Below are 25,961 nucleotides of genomic sequence, written 5' to 3'. Positions count from 1 at the left end.
GCCTCCGCGTCAGGCCAGGTTCTGGGCGGTCATGGGCTGGCTGCTGGTGGCCAGGTCCTTGCGCAGTTCTGCGGTGTGCATGGCGATGGTGGTGCGGTAGCTGTCCTTGTGGACGTAGTAGGCCATGCGTTCGAGTTCCAGGTACTGGTATCCGCCGTCCAGGCGCAGTCCGGCGCGCTCGCGCTTGAACTGTTGGAAGGATCGGGCCGACGGGCTGCCGGATTGCAACTGGCGAATGTACAGGGCCACCAGCTCGGCTTGCTCCGCGCGGCCCTGCCAACCCAGGCCGGAGGCCTCGACCATGCCCATCATGAACAGGTCGTCGTACTCGGGGTGGAAGATGTTCAGGTAGAGCTGCGGCGCACCGGCGCGCTCAGGCCAGTTCAGCTCGGCGCGCTCGATGAAGGGGTAATCCAGCTTGTAGCCGGTGGCTTGCAGGATCAGGTCGTACTCGGCTTGGCGACCGTCGCTGAAGGTCACGCTGCGGCCGTCGATTCGGGAAATGTCCGGGCGCGCCTTGATATCGCCATGGCCCAGGTGGTGGAGCACCAGGGAGTTCATGACTGGGTGGGATTCGTAGAGCCGGTAGTCGGGGTCGGGCAGACCGTACTGTGACGGCTTGCCAACCAGCGCGCGGACGAGCAGTCCATCGACCAGTTGCTTGAGCCGGCGGGGGAGCTTCACGGCGCCGCCGAACGTATCGGTCGGGCGGCCCAAGATGAACTTGGGCAGGAAGTAGTAGCCGCGGCGCACCGAGAGGTCGACCGAGGTTGCGCGGTGCACGGCATCGACCGCGATGTCGCAGGCGGAGTTTCCGCAACCCACCAGCAACACGCGCTTGCCGTCGAAAATCGCCGGCGAGCGGTAATCCGCCGAGTGCAGCAGTTCGCCGTCGAACTGGCCGGGCAGGGCGGGGCGATTGGGTGTGTGCAAGGTGCCGTTGGCGATCAGCACGCCGTCGAAATGATCTTCACGGCGCTGGCCATCCGTTTCGCTGACCAGTTTCCAGCCCTGTTCCTGGCGTTCCAGGCGAAGCACGCGGGTGTTGAAACGGAAATGCTTGTAGAGGTCAAAGTTTTTCGCGTAATCACGGAAGTAGCGGCGCATCTCGCTGTGGTGCGGATAGGGCGCCACCTCGGCATCCATTGGGAACTCGGTGAACTCGGTGGTGCGCTTGGAGGAGATCAGGTGCGCCGAGTCGTACATGGTGCTGTGGGGGTTGTCGATGTCCCAGAGGCCGCCGACATCGCCGTTCAGTTCGAAGCCAATGAAGGGAATGCCGTGTTTCTGTAACTGGCGGGCGCTGCACAGGCCCATTGGGCCCGCGCCGATGATGGCGTACATGCTGGGTTCGACCTCTGCGCTGTTATTCTTGTGCGGTTTTCGCCCTTGGGGCGTGCGGTTCGGATTATGCCGGGAGCACCTGCTCCGGCTTCAATGGCAATAGGCGCCGGTGTTGCGCCGGGTTGGTGCGAATTGTCAGCGCCGGCCTTGAAGGAGTGATGACTTGATGTCCGAGGAGCGCCTGCTCGCGGAAGTGCATGATGAATTCGGCGTGATCCGCGTCTACGAAGTCGGCCCTTATCGCATCCTCGAATTCGGCGAAGCGGTGGAGCAGAGCTGCGTGTTCACGGCCGATCCGGCCTGGCTGGAGTACGACTACACCCGCGCCATGCTGCTGGGCGCACTCTGTCATTCGGCACCGGAAAACGCATTGTTCCTCGGCCTTGGGGCCGGGACGCTGACTCAGGCCTGCCTGAAGTTCCTGTCGCTGGAAGATGTGGAAGTGATCGAGCTGCGCGCGGATGTGCCAAGGCTGGCCATGGAGTATCTCGGCCTGACCGACGATCCCCGCCTTTACGTGCGTATTGGTGACGCCCTTGAATTGCTCGACAGCGCGGAGCCGGCGGACCTGATCTTCGTCGATCTCTACACCGACCACGGACCGGGCGTTGGCCACCTGGCGTGGAACTTCCTCGGCGCCTGTCAGAAACGCCTCAGCCCCGGCGGCTGGCTGGTGATCAACCAATGGGCGGCGGAGGACGGCAAACCCCTGGGTGCCGCTCTGCTGCGCGGGCTTTTTCATCGCCACTACTGGGAGTGCCCGGTGAAGGAAGGCAATGTGGTGCTGTTCGTGCCAGCCGACCTGGATCAGGTGCTGGATCGTGACGCGCTCCAGGCGAAAGCCGAGGCTTTGGCGCCGAGCCTGGGGTACTCACTGCAATCGCTGCTGGATGTGGTGAGGCCGGCGAGTTGAAACCTCGGGTGGATGGGGTGATGAGGTAGGAGCGAGCTTGCTCGCGAACAGCCCAGGCACGATCCTTCGCGAGCAAGCTCGCTCCTGCAGAATGTTGGTTATTTCCCCTTGAATTTCCCCTCCCGCTTTTCCAGCATCGCGCGCAGGCCTTCCTTGGCATCCTCGGTGGCCAGGAGTTGTTGTGCCGTGGCCTGAAGAGCGGCGGCCGCTAATTTCTCGCCGTCATCCAGAGTCTGGTGCGCCGACGCCAGGGTGGCACGGATGCCCAGTGGCGCCTGGGCCGCCACGCGCTCGGCGAGCCAGATGGCGCGAGGCAGCAGGTCTTCGCTGGCGAGAACTTCCTGCACAAGGCCCAGGCGATAGGCTTCGTGGGCGTCGAATTCGTCGCCGGTGAGCAGCCAGCGCATGGCGTTGCCCCAGCCAGCTATCTGGTGCAGTCGCAAGGTGGCGCCGGCGAAGGGAAAGATGCCGCGCTGTACTTCCATCTGGGCGAAGCGAGTGTTGCTGGCGCAGAGATTGATGTCGGCCGCCAGCATCAGTTCGATGCCGATGGTGTAGCAGTAGCCTTGCACCGCGACCATCAGTGGCTTGGTCAGGCGTGGGCCACCGAAGGTGCCCCAGGGGTCGATGGCGCCTGTCGGTAGCTGCCAGCCCTGCCTGAAGGTGTCACCGACACTGGCCAAGTCCAGCCCGGCGGTGAAATGCTCGCCATGGGCGAATACCAGCGCGCAGCGAGCATCGTCGTCCCGTTCGTACTCGCCCAGGGCCAGTACCAGATCATCCAGCATCGCCTGGTCGAAGGCATTGCGCTTGGGCGTGCGGTCAAGGCCGATCAGCATGATGTGGCCGCGCTTCTCACGACTGACGCGGCCGGCGGAACTGGTGGACATGGATGGCTTTCCTTTGTGGGAGTGGAAACTGGGCAGGTGGGATATAGACCCGCGTAAAGGGCTTGTCCATTGGCCCGAACCGTCTGGCGGAGCAGTTGCGGAGGTGTAGAAAAATCTGCACGCTGGCGAGATATTTCCTGTATGATGCGCGCCGGCCAACTGACGGCCCCGTTCAAGTACTGCGTTTTTTTCCGAGGCACTTTGCCTTCGGCTGCAAGTCCGCGCAGCGGACTACCCTTGACGATTCATCCATTCCCAATAAAGCGATCACGCAAATTCTCTACCAGGCTGCCAGGGTGACCCACAAGGTCCTTCACGGCATGTGCAGCCATGGAACAAGGGTCTTTGCGGATGCACACGAGGCAGACCCATGACCCAGGAAATCGGCACTTTCGCCGCGCTCGGCATTCATCCCAACGTACTAGCTGCTATTGCCGCGGTTGGCTATGAAGAGCCGTCCCCCATCCAGGCCCAATCGATTCCGGTAATCCTTGCCGGTCACGACATGATTGGCCAGGCCCAGACCGGTACCGGCAAGACTGCAGCCTTCGCGCTGCCGATCCTGTCGCGCATCGATCCGGCCAAACGAGAGCCGCAGGCGCTGATCCTGGCACCGACCCGCGAGCTCGCACTGCAAGTTGCCACCGCTTTCGAAACCTACGCCAAGCAGATGCCAGGCCTGAACGTGGTCGCCGTATACGGCGGCGCGCCCATGGGGCCGCAACTCAAGGCCCTGCGCCAGGGTGCCCAGGTAATCGTGGCTACCCCCGGCCGTCTGTGCGACCACCTGCGTCGCGATGACAAGATGCTCGCCACCGTGCAGCAACTGGTGCTGGACGAAGCGGATGAAATGCTCAAGCTCGGCTTCATGGACGACCTCGAAGTAATCTTCGAAGCACTCCCGGAAAGCCGCCAGAGCGTGCTGTTCTCCGCGACCCTGCCGCCGTCGATCCGTTCCATCGCCGAGCGTCACCTGCAGAACCCGCAACACGTCAAGATCGCCGCCAAGACCCAGACCGTGGCGCGCATCGAGCAGGCTCACCTGATGGTCCACGCGGACCAGAAGACCGCAGCCGTCCTGCGTCTGCTGGAAGTCGAGGAGTTCGACGCGCTTATCGCCTTCGTGCGTACCAAGCAGGCCACCCTGGACCTGGCCAGCGCGCTGGAAGCCAAGGGCTACAAAGCCGCCGCGCTGAACGGTGACATCGCTCAGAACCAGCGTGAGCGGGTGATCGAGTCGCTGAAGGATGGCCGTCTGGACATCGTGGTCGCCACCGACGTTGCCGCTCGCGGTATCGACGTGCCGCGCATCACCCACGTGTTCAACGTGGACATGCCCTACGATCCGGAATCCTACGTGCACCGTATCGGCCGTACCGGCCGAGCCGGCCGTGACGGTCGCGCGCTGCTGCTGGTGACCCCGCGCGAGCGCCGCATGCTGCAAGTGATCGAGCGTGTGACTGGCCAGAAGGTCGCTGAAGTGCGCCTGCCCAACGCCCAACAGGTTCTGGACGCGCGCATCAAGAAGCTCACCACCAGCCTCAATCCGCTTGTGGCCGATGCTGAAGCCAGCCACGGCGAGCTGCTTGATCGCCTGATCGCCGATATCGGTTGCAGCCCGCGAGCCCTGGCCTCGGCGCTGCTGCGCAAGGCCACCAATGGCCAGGCGCTCAACCTTGCCGACGTCGAGCGTGAGCAACCTCTGGTGCCGAGCTCCCAGCCGCGTGAGCGTCGCGAGCGTGACGGTGGCGAGCGTAGTGAGCGTGGTGAGTACCGCGAGCGCCGTGCGCCCATGCCGCTGGCCGAAGGCCGTGTGCGTTGCCGTACCGCCCTGGGTACTCGCGACGGCATCGCCGCGAAGAACCTGCTGGGTGCCATCCTCAATGAGGGCGGCATTGCCCGCGACGCCATCGGTCGCATTCAGATCCGCGAAACCTTCAGTCTGATCGAACTGCCGGAAGAAGGCCTCGATCGCCTTCTGGGCAAGCTGAAGGACACGCGAGTCGCCGGCAAGCAGCTGAAGCTGCGTCGCTATCGCGAAGATTGATTCGCATAGCCGTAAACAGGAAAGCCCCGCATTAGCGGGGCTTTTTTGTGTCCGTTGTTGAGTTATCGATTCTATTTAGGGGCGAATTCATTCGCCCCTAAACAGAGCATCGCCGTTCAGTCGAACCGATAGATATCCATCCCTAGGGCTCCCAGCGTGAAGCCGCTGTGCACCAGGCCGAAGCGGTCGCCAGCGCCTCGGGCGAAATAGAGCGGCAGCAGGTGCTCGTCCCGTGGGTGGTTGCGTGCGGCATGGGGCGCCAGTCTACGGTAGTCATGCAAGGCTGCTTCATCGTCGGCTGCGAGGTGCGCCACCATCCAGTCGCGGAATTCCTTTGCCCAGGGCTTGATAGCTTCGGGGCCTGCATGCCAGTCCAGTTCGCCCAGGTTGTGGGTGATGCTGCCTGAGCCAATCAGCAGGATTCCGCGTTGGCGCAGGTCTGCCAGGGCATGGCCGACGCGAGTCTGAAAGGCAGGGCCAAGACGGCTCGGCAATGACAGCTGGACCACCGGAATAGCGGCATCCGGATACATCAACGACAGTGGGACCCAGGTGCCATGGTCGAAGGGGCGTTCCGCGTCGATGCCAGCAGGGAGACCGGCCTCGGTCAGCAGGCCGGCGATTTCTTCGGCCAGCTCGGGCGCTCCGGGCGCTGGGTATTGCACGGCGTAGAGCGGCGGTGGAAAGCCGTAGAAGTCGTGCCAGGTTTCCGGGTGCGCAGCGCCGCTCAACAGCAGCTGATTGCTTTCCCAGTGGGCGGAAACCACCAGGATCGCCTTGGGGCGGGGCAGCGCGTCAGCCAGGGCTTTGAGTGCCGGGCCGCTTTCGCCGGGCTCCAGGGCGAGCATGGGGGAGCCGTGGGAGATGTAGAGGCTGGGTAGCATTTCGGAATTCCTCCGGTAGGATTCCGGCATCATCCGGGCTGGATATATCGATATCCAGCATAAATATTTGAGCGATTTGATCGAATTGATGGAGGTTTCATGGACGAGCAGTTCTGGCAGTCGCGCTGGGCGCAGAATCAGATCGGTTTCCACCTGCGCGAGATCAATCCCTATCTCGAGCGCTACTGGCCGAAGCTGGGTCTGGCGCAGGGTTGCCAGGTGCTGGTGCCGCTTTGTGGTAAGACCCTGGACCTGGTCTGGCTGGCAGGGCAGGGCCACAAAGTGCTGGGTGTCGAGCTGGCCGAGCGTGCGGTGGAGGATTTCTTTACCGAGCAGGGGCTGACCCCCGATGTATCGCAACAGGGCGCGCTGCGCCGCTATAGCATGGGTGACATCGAGATTCTCCAGGGTGACTTCTTCGCCGTCACCGCTGCTGATGTCGCCGATTGTCAGGCACTCTACGATCGCGCTGCGCTGATTGCGCTGCCGCCCTCGATGCGTGATGACTATATGGCGCACCTGCATCGCATCCTGCCCGCGCGCTGTGACGGACTGATGGTGACGCTGGACTACGAGCAGGCGCGCCTCGAGGGTCCGCCGTTCTCGGTGCCCGAATCCGAAGTGCGCAGGCATCTGGCGGCGAGCTGGGAGGTGGAGATGCTGGAGCGCAACGACGTGCTGGAGAAGAACTGGAAGTTCGCCTCTCGCGGGCTTGATAGCCTGCATGAACCGGTGTTCCGTCTGAGACGCAGATAACCTTTCGCTGCGTGTTCACGTTGGGGCACGAAATGCTGGCCTTCGCTAAGCCCAGCCACAACCTTCGTTTCGGAGCCAGCCCGCAGGCAAAAAAAGGGCGGCCAATTGGCCGCCCAAGTCAGTGTGATTCGTTTCAGCCGCGGCGGCGCAGGGCCTCGATGCGGTCTTCCAGCGGCGGGTGGCTCATCAGCAGGCCGGCGAGGCCATGCTTCAGGCCGCCGTTGATGCCGAAGGCAGTCAGGCTGTCAGGCATTTGTACCGGCACGCCTTGCTCGGCGCGCAGGCGCTGCAGGGCTCCGATCATCGCGTTGGTGCCGGCCAGGTTGGCGCCGGCTTCATCGGCGCGGAATTCGCGGCGGCGCGAGAACCACATGACGATGATGCTGGCGAGGATGCCCAGGACCAGTTCAGCGAAGATGGTGGCGATGAAGTAGCCGATGCCCGGACCTTCCTCGTTCTTCAGGATCACCTTGTCGACGAAGTTGCCGAAGATGCGCGCGAAGAACATCACGAAGGTGTTCACCACTCCTTGGATCAGTGCCAGGGTGACCATGTCGCCATTGGCGACGTGACCGATCTCGTGGGCCAGCACGGCCTTCACTTCGTCGGGGGAGAATCGCTCCAGCAGGCCTTGGCTCACGGCCACCAGCGCGTCGTTCTTGTTCCAGCCGGTGGCGAACGCGTTCGCTTCGTATGCGGGGAATATGCCGACTTCCGGCATCTTGATGCCGGCTTCGCGGGACAGTTGTTCGACGGTCTGCAGCAGCCACTGTTCGTGGCGAGTGCGCGGCTGGGTGATGATTTCAGTGCCGGTGCTCATTTTCGCCATCCACTTGGAGATGAACAGCGAAACCAGCGAGCCGGCGAAACCGAACACGGCGCAGAAGACCAGCAGGCTGCCGTAGTTCTGGCCGGTGAAACGGTCTACGCCCAGCAGTTTCAGCGTGATGCTGGCAATCACCAGGACTGCAAGGTTTGTGGCCAGGAACAACAGAATGCGCATCATGATTGGAACAATCTCCTCACGGCGGAAAGCGGTTTGGTATGCGGGGTATATAAGGGGCGGCCCTGGCGTATTCAACCGGGGACTATTTCAAACTATGTCGCCTGAAGCCTTCGCACTGCTATCGAAGATTAGCCGAGTCAGGTGCACGAGGCGTTCGCTGTCGGAACTGCGGAGTGCCTCGCGCAATTGCTGCGCAAGGCTGGCACGGACCCGCAGGATGCTGATCGGCAGGTTTTCCGCATTGTCCAGCGCGTCGGGCAGGGCGCGGGAGAGCCGAAGAAAGCCTTTCTCGGTGAGCACCGCCTGGTCCAGCGCTTCGAAGTGAATGGTGCTGTCGAAGCGCAGGTAACCCTCATCCGCGAGCCAGAGGAGGGCGCCCAGGCAGCTTTCGTGGCGCTTGCTGGGCAGGCCGAATTCATCCGGCTCGGATGGGCCGATCAGGTCTTCCACATAGAGCGCGACCCGCCTTGGAAAGGCCTGATACAGCTGTAGCAGGCCGGTGGCGCAGTCCTTGTAGAAGTCGTCGATCTGCAAGTCCATGGGACGTTACTGACGGTAGGACTTGAGGAAGCTGCCGATACGGCCGATCGCCTGCTCCAGGTCGTCGACGCGGGGCAGGGTGACCACGCGGAAGTGGTCGGGCCACGGCCAGTTGAAGGCAGTGCCCTGGACGATCAGCAGCTTCTCGGAGAGCAGCAGGTCGAGAACGAACTTCTCGTCGTTGTGGATCGGGCAGACCTTGGGGTCGATCTTCGGGAAGGCGTAGAGCGCGCCCATGGGTTTCACGCAGCTGACACCGGGGATGTCATTGAGCAGCTCCCAGGCACGGTTGCGCTGTTCCAGCAGGCGGCCGTTAGGCAAAACCAGGTCATTGATGCTCTGGTAGCCGCCGAGTGCGGTCTGGATCGCGTGCTGGCTCGGCACATTGGCGCACAGGCGCATGTTGGCGAGGATGTCGATTCCTTCGATGTAGCTCTGGGCTTTCTGCTTCGGGCCAGAGATGGCCACCCAACCAGAACGGAAGCCGGCCACGCGGTAGGACTTGGACAGGCCGTTGAAGGTCAGGCAGAGCACGTCCGGCGCCAGGGAGGCGGTGGAGATATGAACCGCTTCGTCGTAGAGGATCTTGTCGTAGATCTCGTCGGAGAAGACCACCAGGTTGTGCTGGCGCGCCAGTTCCACCATGCCCTCGAGGACTTCCTTCGAATACACGGCGCCAGTGGGGTTGTTCGGGTTGATGATCACCATGGCCTTGGTGTTCGGGGTGATCTTGGCCTTGATGTCATCCAGGTCCGGCCACCAGTTGGCCTGCTCGTCGCACAGGTAATGCACCGGCTTGCCACCGGCGAGGCTCACCGAGGCAGTCCAGAGCGGATAGTCGGGCGCCGGGATCAGGACCTCGTCACCGTTGTTCAGCAGTGCCTGCATACACATCACAATCAGCTCGGACACGCCATTGCCGAGGTAGATGTCCTCGATGCCGATGCCTTCCACCTGCTTCTGCTGGTAGTACTGCATCACGGCCTTGCGCGCACTGAACAGGCCCTTGGAGTCGCTGTAGCCCTGGGCGGTCGGCAGGTTGCGGATCACGTCCTGGAGGATTTCCTCCGGGGCTTCGAAACCGAACGGCGCCGGGTTGCCGATGTTCAGCTTGAGGATGCGGTGGCCTTCCTCTTCCAGGCGTTTGGCGTGCTTGAGCACCGGTCCGCGAATGTCGTAGCAGACGTTGGCGAGCTTGTTCGATTTGCTGACCTGCATGATGCGTAACTGTCCCGAGGTGAAAAGAGTCGCGCGAGGCGACGGGGATCGATGCGCCTTGGCAGCCTGTAACGCCGCTGCCAGACTGGCGTCTGATGAATCGCGCATGATACGTGCGGCCCGTTGACCCGAAAAGGTCGGGACCGGGCTTTTTTAACACTGCCGAGGACTGTCATGGACAAGCTTGAGAAACCCCTGGAAAGCTGGCGCGAGGAGCTTTCCGAAACCCAGTTCCACGTTTGCCGCCTGGGTGGCACCGAGCGTGCATTCACTGGCGAGTACTACGCCACCAAGACCCCGGGCATCTATCACTGCTCCTGCTGCGGCGAGGCGCTGTTCGACTCCGATGCGAAGTACGACTCCGGAAGCGGTTGGCCGAGTTACTTCCAGCCGGTGAGCAAGGACGTCATCACCGAGCGCGAGGATTTCAGCCACGGCATGCATCGCATCGAAGTGCGCTGTGCCCGCTGCGATTCCCATCTGGGACACGTCTTTCCCGATGGTCCGCGACCCACTGGCATGCGTTACTGCATCAATTCGGTGTCGCTGAAGCTCGAGCCACGCTGAACGCTCATCTGGAAAGGCTCGCCATCTAGCGGGCCTTTTCATAGTAAAAATAAATTGCACGCAATTTAATTGAGAGCTACTTTTTGCTGGATTTCTTCCTGAGCAGGTTCCAACCATGAGCGACAAGATTCTCGATATCCCCGTTACCACCATCAAAGGCGAGCAGAAGACCCTTTCGGACTTCGGCGGCAAGGCGCTGCTGGTGGTCAATACCGCAAGCAAGTGCGGCTTCACCCCGCAATACAAAGGCCTGGAAAACCTCTGGCAGCAGTACAAGGACAGGGGGCTGGTAGTGCTGGGCTTCCCCTGCAACCAGTTCGGTAAGCAGGAGCCGGGTGACGAAGGCGCCATCAGTGAGTTCTGCGAGCTGAACTTCGGCGTCAGCTTCCCGCTGTTCAAGAAGATCGACGTGAACGGCTCGAATGCCCACCCGCTCTATGTGCAACTGAAGAAGCGTGCGCCTGGCCTACTGGGTAGCCAGGGCATCAAATGGAACTTCACCAAGTTCCTGATCAGCCAGGATGGCCAACTGATCAAGCGCTTCGCGCCGACCACCAAGCCGGAAGAGATCAGCACCGAGATCGAAGCCCTGCTGAAATGAACGCACCATCGATCGAGCCCGAGCTCCTGCTGGACAACCAGCTGTGCTTCAAACTCTACGCAGCGTCCCGTGCGGTGATCCGCGGATACCGGCCGCTGCTGGAGTCCCTTGGCCTGACCTACCCGCAGTACCTGGCCATGCTAGTGCTTTGGGAGTGGCACGCACGTCCGCCCGAGCAGCCCACGGTCAAGGCTCTTGGCGAGCGTTTGTTGCTGGATTCGGGCACCCTCACGCCGTTGCTCAAGCGCCTGGAGCAGCTCGGTCTCGTGCGTCGTCGTCGTGCGGCTCATGACGAACGTGAAGTGCACCTGGCGTTGACGGAGGGGGGGATTGCCTTGCGGGAGAAGGTGATGCCCCTGCGCGATGAGCTGATCTGCTCCAGTGGTCTGGATCTCAATGAGATGGCGGAATTGCGTGCGCGTCTCGGCGAGTTGCTGGGTCAGCTCATGGGGTTGCCTGGGTAGCCGGCAACCACGTGTCGAGCAGGGCAACCAGCTCTTCGCGGCGGAAGGGCTTGGCCAGATAGTCGTCCATGCCGGCGGCGCGGCAGCGTTCGCGCTCGTCCGGCAGGGCGTTGGCGGTCAGGGCTATGATCGGCAGGTCGTGCCAGCGCCCGCTCTGGCGAATACGCCGGGTGGCTTCGTAGCCATCCATCACCGGCATGTTGCAGTCCATTAGTACCAGGTCGACGGTCGTTTGCTCCAGGCGGCTCAGTGCCTCGGCTCCGTGGCCCGCCAGCAATACCTCGCAGCCCAGTTTGGCCAGCATGCCCTTGGCCACGAGCTGGTTCACCGCGTTGTCTTCCACCAGCAGAACGCGTGCATGGCGAAGCTGCGGCTCTTCCGCTTGTGCGGCAATGGCCGGCGCATCCTCCGGGAGTTTCAGCAGTACCCGTTGCAGCGCCTGGTGCAACGCCGCGCGTGACAAGGGGCGCGCCAGTTGATGCAGCGGCGTCAGGGTCGCGGCCCGCGGCGGTGGCAGGAAACTGCCGTAGCCGGTTACCAGCAGGATCGGAATCTGCGCGCTACGGCGTACATGCTCCAGGCAATCTGGGTCGTCGCTGATCAGCAGGTCCGCCTGCACGTCTGCAAGGTCGGCATCTCTGTCGCGCCGCTCGAACTTCAGGCCCCAGAGCGGGAGCCAGATGCCCAGCAATTCCGCCAGGCCGCTCTTCGCGCCGCACAGGGCGACGACTTTGCCTTGCATGGGCGAGCGTGGCTCAGCCGGGCTGTGCTCCACCAGCGGCAGCTCGGCACTGAACATGCTACCCACGCCTTCTTGTGATTTGACGTCCAGTTGCCCTTGCATGGCTTCGCAGAGATGGCGGGTCAGCGCCAGGCCCAGGCCCGTGCCGCCGAATTGCCGGGTAATGCCGGCGCTACCTTGTGAAAAGGGCTGGAACAGCTTGGGCAGGGCTTCGGCGGAGATGCCGATGCCCGTGTCGCGCACGGTGATCAGAACGCCGCCGGGACTGGGGGCGGCGCGCAGGTCGACGCGGCCGAATCGGGTGAACTTGAGGGCGTTGGACAGAAGGTTGCTGATCACCTGGCGCACCCTTGTTGGGTCGCCGACCACCAGTGATGGGAGCTTCGGATCGATCAGACAGGTGAGTTCGACGCCGGGGGCAGTGTTCTGCGACAGGAGGTTGGCGGTGTCTTCCAGCAGCGTGCCCAGGTCGAAGGGAATCTGTTCCAGCTCCAGTTGGCCGGCTTCGAACTTGGAGAGGTCGAGGATGTCGTTGAGCAGTTCCACCAGCACGCTGCCGGAATCGTGGGCAATTTGTAGCTGGCGGCGTTGCTCGTTGTTCAGCGGACCGTCGAGGGCCAGGTCGAGCATGCCCAGCAGGCCATTGAGCGGAGTGCGGATCTCGTGGCTCATGTTGGCGAGGAAGGCGGCGCGGGCCTTGGCCATTTCCAGAGCGGTGCTGCGCGCCACCTCGAGCTCCTGGTTGTAGCGGCTGAGGCGGCTGTTGGCAGCCTTCAGCTCGGCGGTGCGTGCCGAGACGATGTCTTCCAGTTCGGCCAGGTACTGGTTCAGGCGCTGGTCCGCATCGCGCCGCTGCTGCATCTCGGTCGCCAGGCTGGCCAACTGGCGGTTGATGACTTCCACGAGCACGCCGATCTCGTCGTGCTCGTGGCCGGGCGGGTAGGGCAGCTTGGCGTCCGGCGAGGCGCGCGGGTCGCGCTCGCTGAGCCCGCGAATCAGCTCCACCAGGGGCTTGGTCAGCATGCTGTAGAAGAGCACCAGGAGGATCAGCGACAGCAGCAAGCTGCGCACGAAGCCGCTCAGCAAGGTGATCATGGCGCGGCGCAGGAAGTGGTTGCCGAAGGCGAAGGTGTCCACTTCCAGACGGAGCACGCCCAGGGTCTCATTGGGCGCGTGGACGATGTAGAGGGGGTCCTCGAACTCGCGACGTTCGCCGAACAGGTAGTCACTGAAAATGCGGAAATCGCTTTCGGCTCGTGGCCGGCCCACGCTGGCGAGCATCGCCCCGTTGTTGTCGACGATCTCGGCGCGGATCACCGCGGGCGAGCGCAGCAGGCCGAGCACCAGTTCCTGGGCCAGTTCGGCGTCGATGTTGTAGGCGATGCGCGCGGCGGGGCTGTGGGCGATTTCGAGCAGGGCTTTGATCTCGCGATCGATCGACTCGTTCTCGTTGAAGTAGTCGCTGGCGACCTGAACGATGCTGAGAACGGTACCCAGTAGGAACGCCACCAGCACCGTCAGGCTGGCCTGCTTGAACGACAGCCGTTGTGTCAGCGGAATATCCATGGGACGTGGGATTTGGCCTTGTTCCGAGGGCTTGCCAAGCATAGCCTATCCGGTCTGCCGGCAGCGCCTGAAGACTGCGGCTGAACAAGGAGTTGAACGTGGATTCCCGTCTGTTTGAGATTCTCGAGCGTGCCGATGCGGTACTGGCCCGCCTCGAACCCCTTTTGCCGGTGCCTCGCCCGGTGATCGACTGGCAGAAGAGCCTGGCTGCGCGCTGGCATCGCGATGGTCGCAGTGGCTACCTGCAGCCGCTGGACGTGAGCCTGGACCTGTCTCTTGCCGACCTGATCGGTATCGACAAGCAGCGCGAGCAACTGGCCGGTAACACCCGTCAGTTCGTCGATGGCTTGCCGGCCAACCACGCGCTGCTGTGGGGCGCCCGCGGAACCGGAAAATCCTCGCTGGTGCGCGCATTGCTGGCCGAGCACGCCGGTGCCGGCCTCCGTCTGATCGAGATCGAACGTGACCACCTGGCTGACCTGCCCCGTGTGGTGGAACAGCTGGCCAACCTGCCGCAGCGCTTTGTGCTGTTCTGCGACGACCTGTCCTTCGAGGTGGGCGAGGGCGATTATCGCGTGCTGAAGAGCGTGCTGGACGGCTCCCTGGAGCGTGCCCCGGACAACGTACTGCTCTACGCCACGTCCAACCGTCGTCACCTGGTGCCGGAGAAGCAAAGCGACAATGAACATTGGCAGATGGTCGATGGCGAGTTGCATCCCAACGAGGCGGTTGAGGACAAGATTGCACTGTCCGACCGTTTTGGCCTCTGGTTGTCCTTCTATCCCTTTACCCAGGACCACTTCCTTGCCGTAGTCCGTCACTGGATCGACGTGCTGGCCGAACCCGCGGCCCTGGAGTGGGAATGGAGCGAGGAACTGGAAAAACTGGCGATTCGCTGGGCCCTTGGGCGCGGCAATCGTAACGGCCGCTGCGCCTATCAATTCGCCCGCCACTGGGTTGGGCTTGTTTTGCTGGAGTCTTCCAAATGATCGATCTGCAACAGGCCGGAAGCGGCCTTTCCGGCTATGCGCTGCTGGCCGCACAGCTGGAGTCTCTGTTGGCTGACGAGCGTGATTTCATCGCCAACAGCTCGCAGTTCTCCGCATTTCTCTTCAATGAACTGCCGGACCTGAACTGGGCGGGCTTCTACCTCAATCGTAATGAAGAGCTGGTGCTCGGCCCGTTCCAGGGCAAGGTCGCCTGTGTTCGCATTCCCTTCGGCAAGGGCGTGTGCGGCGCGGCGGCGCGTACTCGGGAAACCCAGCGGGTAGAGGATGTACACGCCTTCCCGGGGCACATTGCTTGCGACAGCGCATCCAACAGCGAGCTGGTGATTCCGCTGGTCAAGGATGGCCGCCTGATTGGCGTGCTCGATCTGGATAGCCCGAACCTGGCGCGTTTCAAGGAAGAAGACCAGGCCGGTATCGAGCAGTTGGCAGCGATTTTCCTGCGCCTGACTGATTGCTGATTGCCGTGCAATGAAGAAGCCCGGACGTGTCCGGGCTTTTTTTCGGCTTGTCGTGCTCGTGATATCAGGCGCGACCAGCAAGCTTGGCGAGGATCTTCTGTTCGCCCGGCAATACCGCTTGGACCGATTCGCGCGCGGCAAGGCGCTCATAGTGCGCCGCCAGACGCGGCCAGCGTTCGGCTTCCAGGCGTTCGCCGCCGTGCTCCATGTTGATCAATTGGGTGGCGAAGGCGAGGTCGGCCATGGTCAGTTGCTCGCCAACGAAGTATTCGGCGTCGCCCAGGGACCTTTCCAGGTAGTCGAAGTGGGGCGGCAGCTTGTCGACGAGTGCGGCTTGCACCGTGGCCTCGTCACAGGATTGGCCCATCGACGGTTTCAGCGTGCGATTGCGGAACACACCGAAGGTGGCCAGGGGCGCCAGTTCATAGTCGGAATATTTTTCCAGCCAGCGCACCCGGGCGCGTTCTTCGGCGTCACGGCCATATAGAGGTGCAAGGCCGGGGTGCTTCTCTTCCAGGTATTGGCAGATCACGCTGGAGTCGGCCAGGGTGGTGTCGCCGTCACGCAGCGCGGGAATTCGGCCCAGCGGACTCAGTTCGCGGAACCAGCTTGGCTGGCTGAACGGCGAGACTACCTCCAACTGGTAATCCAGGCCTTTCTCCAACAGATAAAGGCGAACCTTGCGCACGAAGGGGGACAGCGGGGCGCCGTAAAGGGTCAGGCTCATCGGGAGGTCCTCGTCTGAGCGAATCAGTCGTAGATGTTCTTCTTCTTCCAGGTGTCTTCGTCATCCAGTGACTTCAGACCTTCGGTGAGTTCGCTCGGTTCGTCGGCGCTGGGTTGGGCGTTCTCCAGTACAAGGGCGTTGGCTCGGGCGAGCTGCGCCTTCATCTGTTGCAGGCGATCCTGGTAGCGGGCGGGGTCTGGCTGCTTCTGCAGGTACTGGACGCCTCGCTCGAAGGCGAGACGAGCCTGGCGCGGCTGGTTTTCCTGCAGGGCCTGGAGGCCTAGGTTGGTGAAGAACTCCACGTGCAGCTGCACGAGCATGTCGCGGATATCCCGGACCCGGCTCTTGGCTTCGTTGGCGGGCAGTTGGCCATCCTGGGCGGCACGGGTGATCTGGCCGTGGAGGCTTTCCAGCTGGAAACGGATTTCCTTGGCCTTGGCTTCGGTGAGGATCTTTTGCGGCGGATTGTTCACCGGGATGGACTCGCCCTGGCTGACCAGTGCGCGAAGCTGCTCCAAGCGCGTCTTGAGGGCGTTGTCGCCCTTGTCCACTTGCAGCAGGCGCTCGCTGAGTTGTAACTGCAGGCGAGTCAGCAGCAGTTTGAGGTCAGGGGAGACCATCTGGCCGGGGAGAGTTTCGGAAAGGTCTGCGCAGCGGCGGATACGGTCGCTGAGGTCGGCTTTCAGGCGGGCCTTCTCCAGCTTGCTGTTTTCCACCATATGGTTCACGTAGCCAATTACGATGAGGATGACGATACCGACAACGATCAACAGGGTGATCACGAGTGGCGACATCTGCAGGGCTCCGATGTTCTTGTAAGGTGCGGCTGAGTGTAGAGGCTTGCCTCCGGCGCTCATAGAGGCGGATCAAATTTTGAGCAGAAGTCTTTGATTTTAAAAAGTTTTTGATAGGGGGTTGACGGGTGTTCATGGCCTCCATAGAATGCGCGCCACTTCGACGCGATGCCCAGGCAGCGCAGAGAAGCCGGAAGAAGCATGAAAGCTGTTGTAAGTTCCGGGCCGCGTCCCCTTCGTCTAGTGGCCTAGGACACCGCCCTTTCACGGCGGTAACAGGGGTTCGAGTCCCCTAGGGGACGCCATATTTGCGGGAATAGCTCAGTTGGTAGAGCACGACCTTGCCAAGGTCGGGGTCGCGAGTTCGAGTCTCGTTTCCCGCTCCAGATTCAAAAGCAGAGCCAATGCCCTGCTTGCCCAAGCCCGATAAGGGTTGAGGGACGCACCGAAAGGTGCAGGCTGTAAAAGTTGCATGCGGGAATAGCTCAGTTGGTAGAGCACGACCTTGCCAAGGTCGGGGTCGCGAGTTCGAGTCTCGTTTCCCGCTCCAATTTCAGTCCCCTTCGTCTAGTGGCCTAGGACACCGCCCTTTCACGGCGGTAACAGGGGTTCGAGTCCCCTAGGGGACGCCACTTTGTGTCAAATGCGGGAATAGCTCAGTTGGTAGAGCACGACCTTGCCAAGGTCGGGGTCGCGAGTTCGAGTCTCGTTTCCCGCTCCAGTTAAACGAAAACGCCGCTCATTCGAGCGGCGTTTTCGTTTTTGCGTTTCCGATTCAGGCCAGGTCGTGCTGGCGAGTCGAGGACTTGTCGATGGCGCGTTCGGCCATCTCCTTCAGCTGCTTCATGGATTCGACCGATTCTCGGTCGATCTTGCTGCGCATCACCAGCCAGTTCGCGATCTGCATGGCCAGCCCGGAGAAACCGTACTCCAGGGTGCGGACGAACCGCGTTCCGCTGCCGCTACTTTCGCATTCGTAGGTCAGCACCAGTTCCAGCCCATGGGTGCCTTTGGCGGTGGCACGCCAGAGCCGGCCGGGGCTGTACTCGGTCACATCCCAGCTCAGGTGTCCTGCGCGCCCGCCTGCGTGGATGTCTTCCTCGAAATGGCTGCCGGCTGGCAGTGGTCCGGCGGGCCCGTCCACGCGAAGGGAGGAGGGATGCCACTCGGGCCAGCGAGTGGCGCTACTGGCGTAGGCCAGGACCAGTTCCGGGCTTCGGGCGATTTCCACTTCGTGCTGCATTCGGGTCATGGAGTTCTCCTGTTCCAGTGGTTCCCAGTGCAGGCTGCCCTTGAGCCAGTCCATCAGCGGGAAGACGAGGTTGAAGTTGTGGGTCTGCATCAGGTCGCGGCGGTGGTGAAGCTCGTGCAGCCTGCGCATGTGGCTGATCCATGGCAGGCGCGAGATGGGGTGTTTGGCGGGCAGGTGTTCGCAGGCGTGGAAGACCTCGTAGCTCAGGTATCCGGCCAGCAGCGTGGTGGCGAAGAGTGCGGCGACGTTGGTGTTCACGAAAGACAGCAACCACCAGGCTGCAAACAGGCCAATGCTGTAGAAGACGATAAGCCAGGCAGGAAAGAGGATTACCCGCCAATCGCGGGCGGATTCCCAGGTCATCTTTCCGGCAATGAAGAAGCTGTGGTGATCGCCGGTGTGGCGCTTGTAGAACATCGAGCCGGCGCGAGTCTTGTGGTGCCCGAGGTTTTTGTGGATGGAGTACTCACCCCAGTTGAAGAACACCAGGGCGGTCGGCACGACCAGCCACTCCCAGGGCTTCACGTCGCTCAGGCTGCCGATGAAGAAGGCCAGGCAGGCCGCGCCGTAAAGCAGCACGAAACCACCATGCAGCCAGACGTTGTAGAGGGGGTGGATGCCCGCACGATAGCGGTCGCGAAAGGCCTGGGTGTCGTGGCTCATGGCTGCTCCGGCAGTCTTGTTGACATATCAGGGAGCATAGTGGTGAATGCTTTATTCCGATAATGGATAGTCGAAATGAGCATTATTCATGATCCTGAATTTGCGCCGCATCGACCTGAACCTGCTGCTGGTGTTCGACGCCCTGATGCAGGAACAGAACCTGTCGCGGGCCGCCACGCGTTTGCATATGAGTCAGCCTGCAGTGAGCAACGCCCTGGCGCGGTTGCGTAGCCAACTGGGCGAGCCGTTGTTCAAGCGCACTGCGCGCGGCATGTCGCCTACCGCCCATGCCCAGGTTCTTTATGCGCCGGTGCGCCAGGCGCTGAACCTGCTGCAACTCGGGCTGGGTGCCCAGGAGGTCTTCGATCCTTTGGCTGAGCACTGCTTCCGGCTGTCGATGAACGACTACGCCCAGGCCATGCTGTTGCCGGCGTTGCTGGAGCAACTGAGGCATGAAGCGCCGCGGGTAGTGTTGGAGGTGCAGGACGATGAAGCCCAAAGTCTGCTGACACGGCTGGCGACCGGTGAGCTGGACCTGGCCATCGACTACCTCTACTTCGACAACCCGGATCTCTGTTACCAACCCCTGATGGAAGAGGAGCTGGTGGTGATAGGGCGGGCCGGGCACAAGGCTTTCGTAGGTGGGCTCACTCGCGACGGCTATCTGGGCAGCCAGCATGTGCTGATACTGCCCCGTGCAGGCCGTGGCTCGCCGCTGGAGATAGTGCTCGGTTCGGCGAAGATCAAGCGTCGGGTGGGACTGCAGGTGCCCCACTACCTGTCGATTCCGCCCATCGTGGCGCGCTCTGACCTGCTGGGCACCGTGCCACGCCGGCTAGCCGAGCACTTCGCCGCCATCTACGCATTGGAAATAGCGCCGCTGCCGGTGGAGACGCCGTCCGTGCAGGTGAGTCTGATCTGGCACCGTCAGCAGGAACTGGCGCCCGGGCTGGGCTGGTTGCGCGAACAACTGGCGCAACTCGGCGCGACGCTCGCCAGTGGTGCTACCTGAGCCGTCCAGCGGTTCGCAAGGAGTGGTTTCAGCAGGTGGACCGACGGGCGGTTCGGGGTGCTCTAGGCTCCCGGCGTCAGCGCGATCTGGCTGGTCTCCGCTGCCCGTAAAACAAGTTAGCTAGCGAACGAATTGGGATTAGGGCTGGTCCTATCTTCCGAATTGATCATTGGCCCGTAGCCATTTGCGTACTCGTGCGTGCTGCAGTCAGCCGCCTTGATCGGGCCTTCTTTGAGCTTTTCGCTTTGCCTTGTTTGTTGTTCGGAGTTTGATTATGAAAAAAGTTATCGCCCTTGCTTCCGCCCTGACCATCGTCCTTTCGGCCACTTCCGCCATGGCTGCCGGCGGCGGCGATCGTACGACTCAACGCTGGCAGGCGCGTCTGGCCAAGGTCCAGCTGGAGCAGAAGCAGCAAGAGTCTGTGGCTGCAAAACAGCGCGCGGAGCAGGCCCGCCAGGGTTGATCTGAAGCCGCGGCCAAGCCTCCGCGCATTTACTCACTCGATGAAGAAGGCCCGCCCGGCAATGCTGGGCGGGCCTTTTTTACGTCTCGAATCTGTCGAGCCTAGAGGCCTACTCGCGCGGGCGGCGCAATAGAGGCCAGCATCCAAGCAGCGTGGGAACCCCCAGGCCGAGCCAGGCCAGGGCGTCCCACCAACCATCGCCCAGCAGGGCGCTGAACAGCCCCAGGGTGCCGAGCAGACCGATGATCAGGGGCAGGGTGAAGGTGGACTGTCGCCAGTTCATGCCCTGGCCTCCTCGGATGCTCGTCCCCCGGTACTGCGCCGCTGGCGTACCCACCAGAGATACAGGCCGCTGCCCAGCACGAGGATGGTGAGAACGTCGAGCGCAGCCCAGAGCATTTGCATCGGGCGGCCGCCGTAGTCGCCAAAATGCAGGGGTTGGGACATCGCCAGGGCATCCATGTACCAGGGCCGTTGCGCGACGGCGGTGACCTCCAGGGTTCGTGCGTCGATCAGCACTGGCGTCCACAGATGGGCCGTCAGGTGAGCGCTGCCGACCATGAACACCGTGTAGTGATGCTCGCTAGAGAAACGCGTGCCGGGGAAGGCGATGAAATCCGCCTGCATGCCGGGCAGCGCTTTAGCGGCAATCGTGAGGACGTTGTTCACCGGGGCGCGTTCGGTCAGTGGAGGCGCATTGCGGTAGGGCTCTACCAGGGCGGTCAGTGCGTCCTGCCGCCAGGCGCTGATCAGCAGGTCGGCGCAGGCGCTGATGACGCCGGTGACTCCCACCACCAGGGCCCAGGTCAGGGTGACGATACCAATCAGGTTGTGCAGGTCCAGCCAGCGGGTGCGGGTTGAGCGGTGGTGGCGCACCTCGGCGAACTTGAGGCGGCGCATGAATGGTGCGTACAGCACCGCGCCGGAAACAATGGCGACGACGAAGAGGACGCCCATGAACGCCAGCAGCAACTTGCCCGGCAGCCCGGCGAACATGTCCACGTGCAGGCGCAGAATGAACATCAGCACGCCGCCGTTGGCCGCCGGCATGGCAAGCGCCTCACCGGTGCGGGCGTCGAGCATGAAGGTGTGAGAAGAGTTGGGCTCGGTGCCGGCGGTGGCGGCGGTAATGGCGACCACGCCGTTGGGCTCGTCTTTTTCATAGCCCACGTACTGCACCACCTCACCGGGGCGGTGGCGCTGGGCAGCCTCCACGAGTTGCTGCAACCCGAGATGCGGCGTATCCGGAGCCATCTCGCGGAGTTCGGGCGCTTCGCCCAGGAGGTGCTCCAGTTCGTGGTGGAAGATCAGCGGCAGGCCGGTGAGGGCCAGCATCAGTAGGAAGACGGTGCAGATCAGGCTGGTCCAGGTATGGATCACGGACCAGCGCCGGATGGTGCGGCTTTGCATGGCGATTCCCGAATCAGGGGCCGCCCCGGAGGGCGGCCGTGCTTCGTCAGAACTTGTAATTCACACTGCCGACCACGGTGCGTTCGTCACCGTAGTAGCACCAGTAGCCGTCGCAAGTGGACAGGTATTCCTTGTTGAGCACGTTCTTCGCGTCCACTGCCACGGATAGGCCGCGCATCGAACTGTTCAGGCGGCCCAGGTCGTAGTGCACCGAGGCGTCGTACACAGTGTAGGAACCGGTGTGGCCGAGCCAGGTGTTGGCGGTGTTGCCGTAGCTGTCGCCGACATAGCGCACGCCACCGGCAACGCCGAAGCCGTCGAGGATGCCGCTGTGCCAGGTGTAGTCGGCCCAGGCGGTGGCCTGGTTGCGCGGTACCTGGGCCATGCGATTGCCCTTGTCCACGCCTTTCTGGATTTCGCTGTCGGTGTAGCTGTAGGACGCCACCAGTTTGAGGTTTTCGGTGATGTCGGCAGTGGCTTCCAGCTCCAGGCCGCGAAGCTTCAGCTCACCGATTTGGCGTGTCACGCTGCCTTCGGTGACGCTGACATTGGTCTGGGTCAGGTCGTATACGGCGGCGGTCAGCATGGCGTCGGTGCCGGGCGGCTGGTACTTGATGCCGACTTCGTACTGCTTGCCCTCGGTGGGTTCGAAGGACTGGGTGGTGCTGACCGTGGCGCCCATGGAGGGCTGGAAGGACTCGGCGTAGGAGATGTACGGGGTGATGCCGTTGTCGAACAGGTAGCTCAGACCCACGTTGCCGCTGAAGGCCACATCGCGCTGGGTATTGGTGATGTCGTTCTGGTTGAAGAACTCGGTACCGGTATGTACCCAGTCTTCGCGGCCGCCCAGGGTCAGGCGCCAGTTATCGAGGGCGATCTGGTCCTGAATGTAGAGGCCGGTCTGGTAGGTCTTCTGGTTGTAGTCCTGGAGGGTGAAGTAGGTGACGTTCGACAGGTCGGCGCCATAGATCGGGTTGTTGACGTTGATCGGCGGCACGCCAAAGCCATAGAGCCAGCGGTAGTTGCTGTTGGAACGCTGGTGGTCGAGTCCGAGCAGCAGCGTGTGGTCCAGTTCGCCAGTGCTGAAGTCGGCCTGGAAGTTGTTGTCCACGGCGAACTGGCTGATGTCCTCATCGACGATGCCGGATTCACGGCTGACGTTGCCGTCGGCGTCGACCGTGTTGAAGGTGGAGACGTTCACTGCCTGGAACTCCAGGTCACTCTTGGTGTAGCGCAGGTTCTGGCGGAACTGCCAGACATCGTTGAAGCGATGCTCGAAGGAGTAGCCCAGCGCGTAGTAGGTGCGGTCGTAGAAGTCCCAGTCCGGCTCGCCCAGGTTCTTGTGGTGCGAGATCTTGCCGAACGGCGAGTCGATCTTGGTGCCCTGCAGAGGCAGGAACTGGCCAGTGATACCGGTATCGTCGCGGGTGTACTGCGAGAGGAACGTCAGCCTGGTGTCGTCGTTGATGTTCCAGGTCAGGCTCGGCGCGATGTTGTAGCGCTTGTCCGGGATATGGTCGACGGGCGAGTTGCTGTCGCGCACGGTGCCACTCACGCGATAGAGGAACTGCCCCTCGTCGTCGATCTTGCCGGTGCTGTCGAAATTGATTTGCTTGTGCTCGTTGCTGCCAGCCTGCAGCTCAACCTCGTTGGCCTGCTCGGCCTGGGGGCGGCGGCTGACCATGTCCAGCAGGCCGCCGGGCGGGGTCTGGCCGTAAACGGAGGATGCCGGGCCGCGCAGAACAGCGATGCGCTCCAGGTTCCAGGGCTCGATCTTCGGGTTGGCGAAGGAACCCACCGGCAGGGGCAGGCCGTCGAGGAACTGGGTCGGCACGAAGCCACGCACCTTCAGCCAGTCGGCGCGGGAGTCGGAACCGTAACCGCTGCTCATCACGCCGGCGGTGTAGCGCAGCGAATCGTTCAGGCTGAGGGTGGGGCGCGAGTCGAGCTGCTCACGGGTGATGACCGAGATCGAGCGGGGAATTTCATTGATCGCCGTGTCGGTCTTGGTGCCAGCGGCGGTGCGCGTGGCCACCATTCCGGTGGTGGGGTCCCAGGCGGTTTCGTAACTGCGGTTACCGTCGATGTTCACATCCGGCAGGCTCATCGCCTCGTCGGCCACGGGCGCCAGGCTGTAGCTATCGGAACCGTTCTGCACCAGGCGCAGGTTGCTGCCCTGCAGCGCCACGGACAACGCCTGCAGCGGACTCAGGTCGCCTTGCACGGAGGGGGCGGTCTTGCCTGCGGTCAGGGCGGGATCGACGCTCAGAACGATGCCGGCATCGGCCGCGATACGGTTCAGGGTGCTCGCCAGCGGCGCGGAGGGCAGCTGATACGTTTCTGCCTGGGCCTGGCTGGCCAGGCTGCCGACTGTGATGGCCAGCGCCATCAGGGTGTGGCGGAAGGGCGCGGAAGCAAGTTGCATTGCGAATATCTCCTAAGTGAGAAATCGTCTCAATGCCTTCTTGCCGAGCGAGAATCGAAAAGTGACAGGGGGACGCCAAAAACTTTTCTCCCCGTCCCTGGGCGTGATTTTTCGAGGTGGGCAGCGCGGCTCTGCCCACCTTGCGGTCTTCAGTCCTTCGCGGGTACCACGCGTGTCCACCAGCGACCGATGCGTTCGATGCTCACGGGGAGGCTGGGGGGCAGGGCGGCCAGGGCCTTGTCGCTTTCGTTGAGCGGGAAGACGCCGCTGATGCGCAGATTGTCCAGGCCCGGGTCCAGGCCCAGATAACCGTTGTGGTACTCGCTCAGGGTGTCGATCAGCTGGGGCAGCGGCATGTCCTCCGCTACCAACAGTCCGCGGCTCCAGGCCTCGGCGCCCACAGGAGCAGCGCGCGTGGGCCCAAGGTGCTCGCTATCGATCCAGACCTGTTCGCCAGAGCGGACCACGCGCTCGACCGAGCCGTTGTGCGGTCTTGCCGCCACGGCGGACTCCAGCACGATCAGTTGGGTCGCCTCACCCGTCCGGCGCACCAGGAAGCGAGTGCCGAGAGGCTGCAGGCGGCCCTGGCTGGTCTCGATGATGAAAGGGCGCGGGTCGTCGTGACCGGTCTTCACCAGGATCTCACCCCTGCGCAGGTAGAGGCGACGCTGTGGTCCGTCGAAGTCGATATCCAGGGCGGTACGGCTGTTGAGCTGCACGAGGCTGTTGTCCGCCAGGCGCAGTTCGCGGTGCTCGCCGTTGGCCGTCATTTCATCGGCCAGGTAATCGCCCAGTGGGCGCTGTTGGGCCAAAAGGCCGAGTCCAAGGCCCACTGCGAGTACGAGAGCCAGGGCGTTGCCTGAGAGGCGATGCAGGCTGCGCCGTCGTACGCCACCGCCGCGCAACAGCGCGCGACGGGCGTGGGCGGAGGCTGCTGCTGCCAGTTGCTGATCGATGCCGGAAAGTTGTTGCCACACTTGGGCATGCTCCGGGTGGGCACCTAGCCAGCGGCGGAATTCATGCCGCTCGCGGTCGGTCGCCTCACCGGAATCCAGACAAAGCTGCCAGGCAATGGCCTCGTCCAGCGCACGCGCGGATACCCGGTTCATGCCGGCTCTCCGTAAAGCGCGATGTAGCACTGGCGCATACCCTGGGCCAGGTACTGGCGAACCCGTGACGGGGAAACGTCCAGGCGTTCGGCGATCTCGGCGTGGCCCAGGCCGTCGAGGCGGTTGTAGAGGAACGCGGCACGCGCCTTGCTGGACAGCTGGCCAAGCAGACGATCGATTTCACGCAGGCTTTCCAGGATCAGTGCCTGTTCCTCGGGGCTTGGGTGCAGGTCCTGCGGAGCCTGGGCCAGTTCGTCCAGGTAGGCGCGTTCCAGGTCATTGCGACGGAATTGATCCACCAGCAACCCGCGGGCAATGGTAGCCAGCAGGGCACGGGGTTCACGGGGAGGTTGCAGGTCGGTCCGTGCGAGCAGGCGGACGAAGGTGTCCTGGCTCACGTCTTCGGCGCGATGGGGGCATTGCACCGTCTTGCGAAGCCAGTGGAACAGCCAATCACGATGGTCTCGGTAAAGCAGCCCTACCAGTTGCGGATTTGCGGAATTACCGACCGACACGCTGACCTCATTGAGAAGTACTTGAAAGAGTGTTTACGAATGATTCGCAATGATGGCAGAGGCTGGCACCTTGCCGCAATTGTGTCGGGAAGGCGGGCGATGGGTGGCGAAATTCGGCGCGAAGATGGGGCGGCAGAGAGTGCCGCCCCGGCAGGTGTCAGTGCTTGTTGCTGTCTTCCGGCAGGGCCAGCAACCGCTTCTCCAGGTTCCAGTCGAACGGCTCGCCGTTCTGTTCGGCTTCGTAGCGGCGCTCATCGAGGCGCTGGAACAGGTCGATTTCTTCGTCGGGCATGAAGTGCAGGCAGTCGCCGCCGAAGAACCAGAGGAGATCGCGTGGGACCAGGTGGGCGATCTGCGGGTAGCGATGGAAGACCTGGCTGATCAGGTCCTGGCCAAGGTACAGGCTGCCTTCCGGGTCGCGCGGGAGCTCGCCCATCAGGTCGTCGAAGCGCTCGACGAAGAGCGCATGGTTCTCCTCGGGAACCTGCTCCGCCTCGCCCAGGGCGACCAGGATGCCGCGCAGGTGCGCGAGCAGGGCGAGATGGTGGTCGAGATAGGGATTGGACATGGCGGACTTTCCTGAAA

26 protein-coding genes and 5 tRNA genes are annotated in these 25,961 nt (G+C 62.7%); 15 read left to right on the top strand and 16 right to left on the bottom strand.

Annotated features, from left to right (window positions below; all coding sequences use genetic code 11):
* Positions 1-9: 9 nt before the first annotated feature.
* On the bottom strand, positions 10-1,344 hold the full coding sequence (locus tag D6Z43_RS08450) for an NAD(P)/FAD-dependent oxidoreductase (protein WP_120651516.1): 1,335 nt from the start codon (positions 1,342-1,344) through the stop codon (positions 10-12).
* Positions 1,345-1,510: 166 nt separating this feature from the next.
* On the opposite strand from D6Z43_RS08450, the gene D6Z43_RS08445 reads away from it, so the two are divergent.
* On the top strand, positions 1,511-2,257 hold the full coding sequence (locus D6Z43_RS08445; RefSeq protein ID WP_120651515.1) for a spermidine synthase: 747 nt from the start codon (positions 1,511-1,513) through the stop codon (positions 2,255-2,257).
* Between the two features lie 98 nt (positions 2,258-2,355).
* On the opposite strand, the gene D6Z43_RS08440 is transcribed toward D6Z43_RS08445, so the two are convergent.
* Complete coding sequence (locus D6Z43_RS08440; protein ID WP_120651514.1) at positions 2,356-3,147, bottom strand: crotonase/enoyl-CoA hydratase family protein; 792 nt, start codon at positions 3,145-3,147, stop codon at positions 2,356-2,358.
* Between the two features lie 370 nt (positions 3,148-3,517).
* Here D6Z43_RS08440 and D6Z43_RS08435 point away from each other — a divergent pair, with 370 nt between their 5' ends.
* Positions 3,518-5,194 (top strand): DEAD/DEAH box helicase, encoded by a 1,677-nt coding sequence (locus D6Z43_RS08435; protein WP_120651513.1) that lies wholly within the window; start codon positions 3,518-3,520, stop codon positions 5,192-5,194.
* A gap of 116 nt (positions 5,195-5,310) precedes the next feature.
* Here D6Z43_RS08435 and D6Z43_RS08430 read toward each other — a convergent pair whose 3' ends face one another.
* On the bottom strand, positions 5,311-6,078 hold the full coding sequence (locus D6Z43_RS08430) for a class III extradiol ring-cleavage dioxygenase (protein WP_120651512.1): 768 nt from the start codon (positions 6,076-6,078) through the stop codon (positions 5,311-5,313).
* Between the two features lie 99 nt (positions 6,079-6,177).
* On the opposite strand from D6Z43_RS08430, the gene D6Z43_RS08425 reads away from it, so the two are divergent.
* The gene (locus D6Z43_RS08425; RefSeq protein ID WP_120651511.1) at positions 6,178-6,834 is read left to right on the top strand and encodes a thiopurine S-methyltransferase; all 657 of its coding nucleotides are present in this window, start codon (positions 6,178-6,180) and stop codon (positions 6,832-6,834) included.
* A gap of 133 nt (positions 6,835-6,967) precedes the next feature.
* Here D6Z43_RS08425 and htpX read toward each other — a convergent pair whose 3' ends face one another.
* The 3 genes from htpX to D6Z43_RS08410 all read right to left on the bottom strand — a co-directional run bounded on the left by htpX (position 6,968) and on the right by D6Z43_RS08410 (position 9,598).
* Positions 6,968-7,840 carry a protease HtpX gene (gene htpX, locus D6Z43_RS08420; RefSeq protein ID WP_120651510.1) on the bottom strand — a complete coding sequence of 291 codons (873 nt, stop codon included), beginning with the start codon at positions 7,838-7,840 and terminating at the stop codon, positions 6,968-6,970.
* 87 nt (positions 7,841-7,927) lie between these two features.
* Positions 7,928-8,380, bottom strand: coding sequence for a hypothetical protein (locus tag D6Z43_RS08415; RefSeq protein ID WP_120651509.1), 453 nt, complete (start codon positions 8,378-8,380; stop codon positions 7,928-7,930).
* 6 nt (positions 8,381-8,386) lie between these two features.
* A complete protein-coding gene (locus D6Z43_RS08410; protein ID WP_120651508.1) occupies positions 8,387-9,598 on the bottom strand; it encodes a pyridoxal phosphate-dependent aminotransferase in 1,212 nt (403 codons plus the stop codon).
* 174 nt (positions 9,599-9,772) lie between these two features.
* Between D6Z43_RS08410 and msrB the strand changes: the two genes are divergently transcribed.
* From msrB to D6Z43_RS08395, 3 genes are all read left to right on the top strand, one after another.
* The gene (gene msrB, locus D6Z43_RS08405; protein ID WP_120651507.1) at positions 9,773-10,165 is read left to right on the top strand and encodes a peptide-methionine (R)-S-oxide reductase MsrB; all 393 of its coding nucleotides are present in this window, start codon (positions 9,773-9,775) and stop codon (positions 10,163-10,165) included.
* Between the two features lie 115 nt (positions 10,166-10,280).
* Positions 10,281-10,766, top strand: a complete 486-nt coding sequence (locus tag D6Z43_RS08400) for a glutathione peroxidase (RefSeq protein ID WP_120651506.1) — start codon at positions 10,281-10,283, stop codon at positions 10,764-10,766.
* Complete coding sequence (locus D6Z43_RS08395; protein WP_120651505.1) at positions 10,763-11,230, top strand: MarR family winged helix-turn-helix transcriptional regulator; 468 nt, start codon at positions 10,763-10,765, stop codon at positions 11,228-11,230. Before D6Z43_RS08400 ends, D6Z43_RS08395 begins: the two co-directional genes overlap by 4 nt.
* On the opposite strand, the gene D6Z43_RS08390 is transcribed toward D6Z43_RS08395, so the two are convergent.
* Positions 11,211-13,580, bottom strand: a complete 2,370-nt coding sequence (locus tag D6Z43_RS08390) for a response regulator (RefSeq protein WP_256660972.1) — start codon at positions 13,578-13,580, stop codon at positions 11,211-11,213. The two genes, D6Z43_RS08395 and D6Z43_RS08390, sit on opposite strands and share 20 nt — an antisense overlap.
* A gap of 56 nt (positions 13,581-13,636) precedes the next feature.
* Between D6Z43_RS08390 and D6Z43_RS08385 the strand changes: the two genes are divergently transcribed.
* Both D6Z43_RS08385 and D6Z43_RS08380 read left to right on the top strand, forming a co-directional pair.
* The gene (locus tag D6Z43_RS08385) at positions 13,637-14,527 is read left to right on the top strand and encodes an ATP-binding protein (protein ID WP_120651504.1); all 891 of its coding nucleotides are present in this window, start codon (positions 13,637-13,639) and stop codon (positions 14,525-14,527) included.
* Entirely contained in the window at positions 14,524-15,006 is a 483-nt protein-coding gene (locus D6Z43_RS08380) for a GAF domain-containing protein (protein WP_120651503.1), read from the top strand. Before D6Z43_RS08385 ends, D6Z43_RS08380 begins: the two co-directional genes overlap by 4 nt.
* 64 nt (positions 15,007-15,070) lie before the next feature.
* Here D6Z43_RS08380 and D6Z43_RS08375 read toward each other — a convergent pair whose 3' ends face one another.
* Positions 15,071-15,733 carry a glutathione S-transferase family protein gene (locus tag D6Z43_RS08375; RefSeq protein WP_120651502.1) on the bottom strand — a complete coding sequence of 221 codons (663 nt, stop codon included), beginning with the start codon at positions 15,731-15,733 and terminating at the stop codon, positions 15,071-15,073.
* 23 nt (positions 15,734-15,756) lie between these two features.
* A complete protein-coding gene (locus D6Z43_RS08370; RefSeq protein WP_120651501.1) occupies positions 15,757-16,527 on the bottom strand; it encodes a hypothetical protein in 771 nt (256 codons plus the stop codon).
* Positions 16,528-16,756: 229 nt separating this feature from the next.
* Between D6Z43_RS08370 and D6Z43_RS08365 the strand changes: the two genes are divergently transcribed.
* From D6Z43_RS08365 to D6Z43_RS08345, 5 genes are all read left to right on the top strand, one after another.
* Positions 16,757-16,832, top strand: a tRNA-Glu gene (locus D6Z43_RS08365).
* A 5-nt stretch (positions 16,833-16,837) separates the two neighbouring features.
* A tRNA-Gly gene (locus D6Z43_RS08360) sits at positions 16,838-16,913 on the top strand.
* 88 nt (positions 16,914-17,001) lie between these two features.
* Positions 17,002-17,077: transfer RNA gene (locus D6Z43_RS08355), tRNA-Gly, on the top strand.
* A gap of 6 nt (positions 17,078-17,083) precedes the next feature.
* Positions 17,084-17,159 (top strand) — tRNA-Glu (locus tag D6Z43_RS08350).
* Between the two features lie 13 nt (positions 17,160-17,172).
* Positions 17,173-17,248: transfer RNA gene (locus D6Z43_RS08345), tRNA-Gly, on the top strand.
* Between the two features lie 54 nt (positions 17,249-17,302).
* Here the strand turns inward: D6Z43_RS08345 and D6Z43_RS08340 are convergent.
* Positions 17,303-18,442 (bottom strand): SRPBCC family protein, encoded by a 1,140-nt coding sequence (locus tag D6Z43_RS08340; RefSeq protein ID WP_120651500.1) that lies wholly within the window; start codon positions 18,440-18,442, stop codon positions 17,303-17,305.
* 88 nt (positions 18,443-18,530) lie between these two features.
* On the opposite strand from D6Z43_RS08340, the gene D6Z43_RS08335 reads away from it, so the two are divergent.
* Positions 18,531-19,454: a LysR family transcriptional regulator gene (locus D6Z43_RS08335; protein ID WP_120651499.1), complete on the top strand. Its 924-nt coding sequence runs from the start codon at positions 18,531-18,533 to the stop codon at positions 19,452-19,454.
* Positions 19,455-19,728: 274 nt separating this feature from the next.
* The gene (locus tag D6Z43_RS08330) at positions 19,729-19,917 is read left to right on the top strand and encodes a hypothetical protein (RefSeq protein WP_120651498.1); all 189 of its coding nucleotides are present in this window, start codon (positions 19,729-19,731) and stop codon (positions 19,915-19,917) included.
* Between the two features lie 109 nt (positions 19,918-20,026).
* Here the strand turns inward: D6Z43_RS08330 and D6Z43_RS27835 are convergent, their stop codons facing one another.
* From D6Z43_RS27835 to D6Z43_RS08305, 6 genes are all read right to left on the bottom strand, one after another.
* Positions 20,027-20,200: a hypothetical protein gene (locus tag D6Z43_RS27835; RefSeq protein WP_162945818.1), complete on the bottom strand. Its 174-nt coding sequence runs from the start codon at positions 20,198-20,200 to the stop codon at positions 20,027-20,029.
* On the bottom strand, positions 20,197-21,327 hold the full coding sequence (locus D6Z43_RS08325) for a PepSY domain-containing protein (protein WP_120651497.1): 1,131 nt from the start codon (positions 21,325-21,327) through the stop codon (positions 20,197-20,199). The genes D6Z43_RS27835 and D6Z43_RS08325 overlap by 4 nt, the downstream gene beginning before the upstream one ends.
* A gap of 46 nt (positions 21,328-21,373) precedes the next feature.
* Positions 21,374-23,752 carry a TonB-dependent siderophore receptor gene (locus tag D6Z43_RS08320; RefSeq protein WP_120651496.1) on the bottom strand — a complete coding sequence of 793 codons (2,379 nt, stop codon included), beginning with the start codon at positions 23,750-23,752 and terminating at the stop codon, positions 21,374-21,376.
* A 149-nt stretch (positions 23,753-23,901) separates the two neighbouring features.
* The gene (locus D6Z43_RS08315; protein WP_120651495.1) at positions 23,902-24,861 is read right to left on the bottom strand and encodes a FecR domain-containing protein; all 960 of its coding nucleotides are present in this window, start codon (positions 24,859-24,861) and stop codon (positions 23,902-23,904) included.
* Positions 24,858-25,376: an RNA polymerase sigma factor gene (locus tag D6Z43_RS08310; protein WP_120651494.1), complete on the bottom strand. Its 519-nt coding sequence runs from the start codon at positions 25,374-25,376 to the stop codon at positions 24,858-24,860. Before D6Z43_RS08310 ends, D6Z43_RS08315 begins: the two co-directional genes overlap by 4 nt.
* Before the next feature lie 157 nt (positions 25,377-25,533).
* Positions 25,534-25,944 (bottom strand): PA2817 family protein, encoded by a 411-nt coding sequence (locus D6Z43_RS08305; protein WP_120651493.1) that lies wholly within the window; start codon positions 25,942-25,944, stop codon positions 25,534-25,536.
* Positions 25,945-25,961 lie beyond the last annotated feature (17 nt).

Origin of the sequence: Pseudomonas sp. DY-1 (assembly GCF_003626975.1) — a bacterium.
Classification (GTDB): Bacteria; Pseudomonadota; Gammaproteobacteria; order Pseudomonadales; family Pseudomonadaceae; genus Metapseudomonas.
The sequence above is the reverse complement of the archived record's forward strand: the minus strand, read 5'-3'. Positions and strand labels throughout refer to the sequence as shown.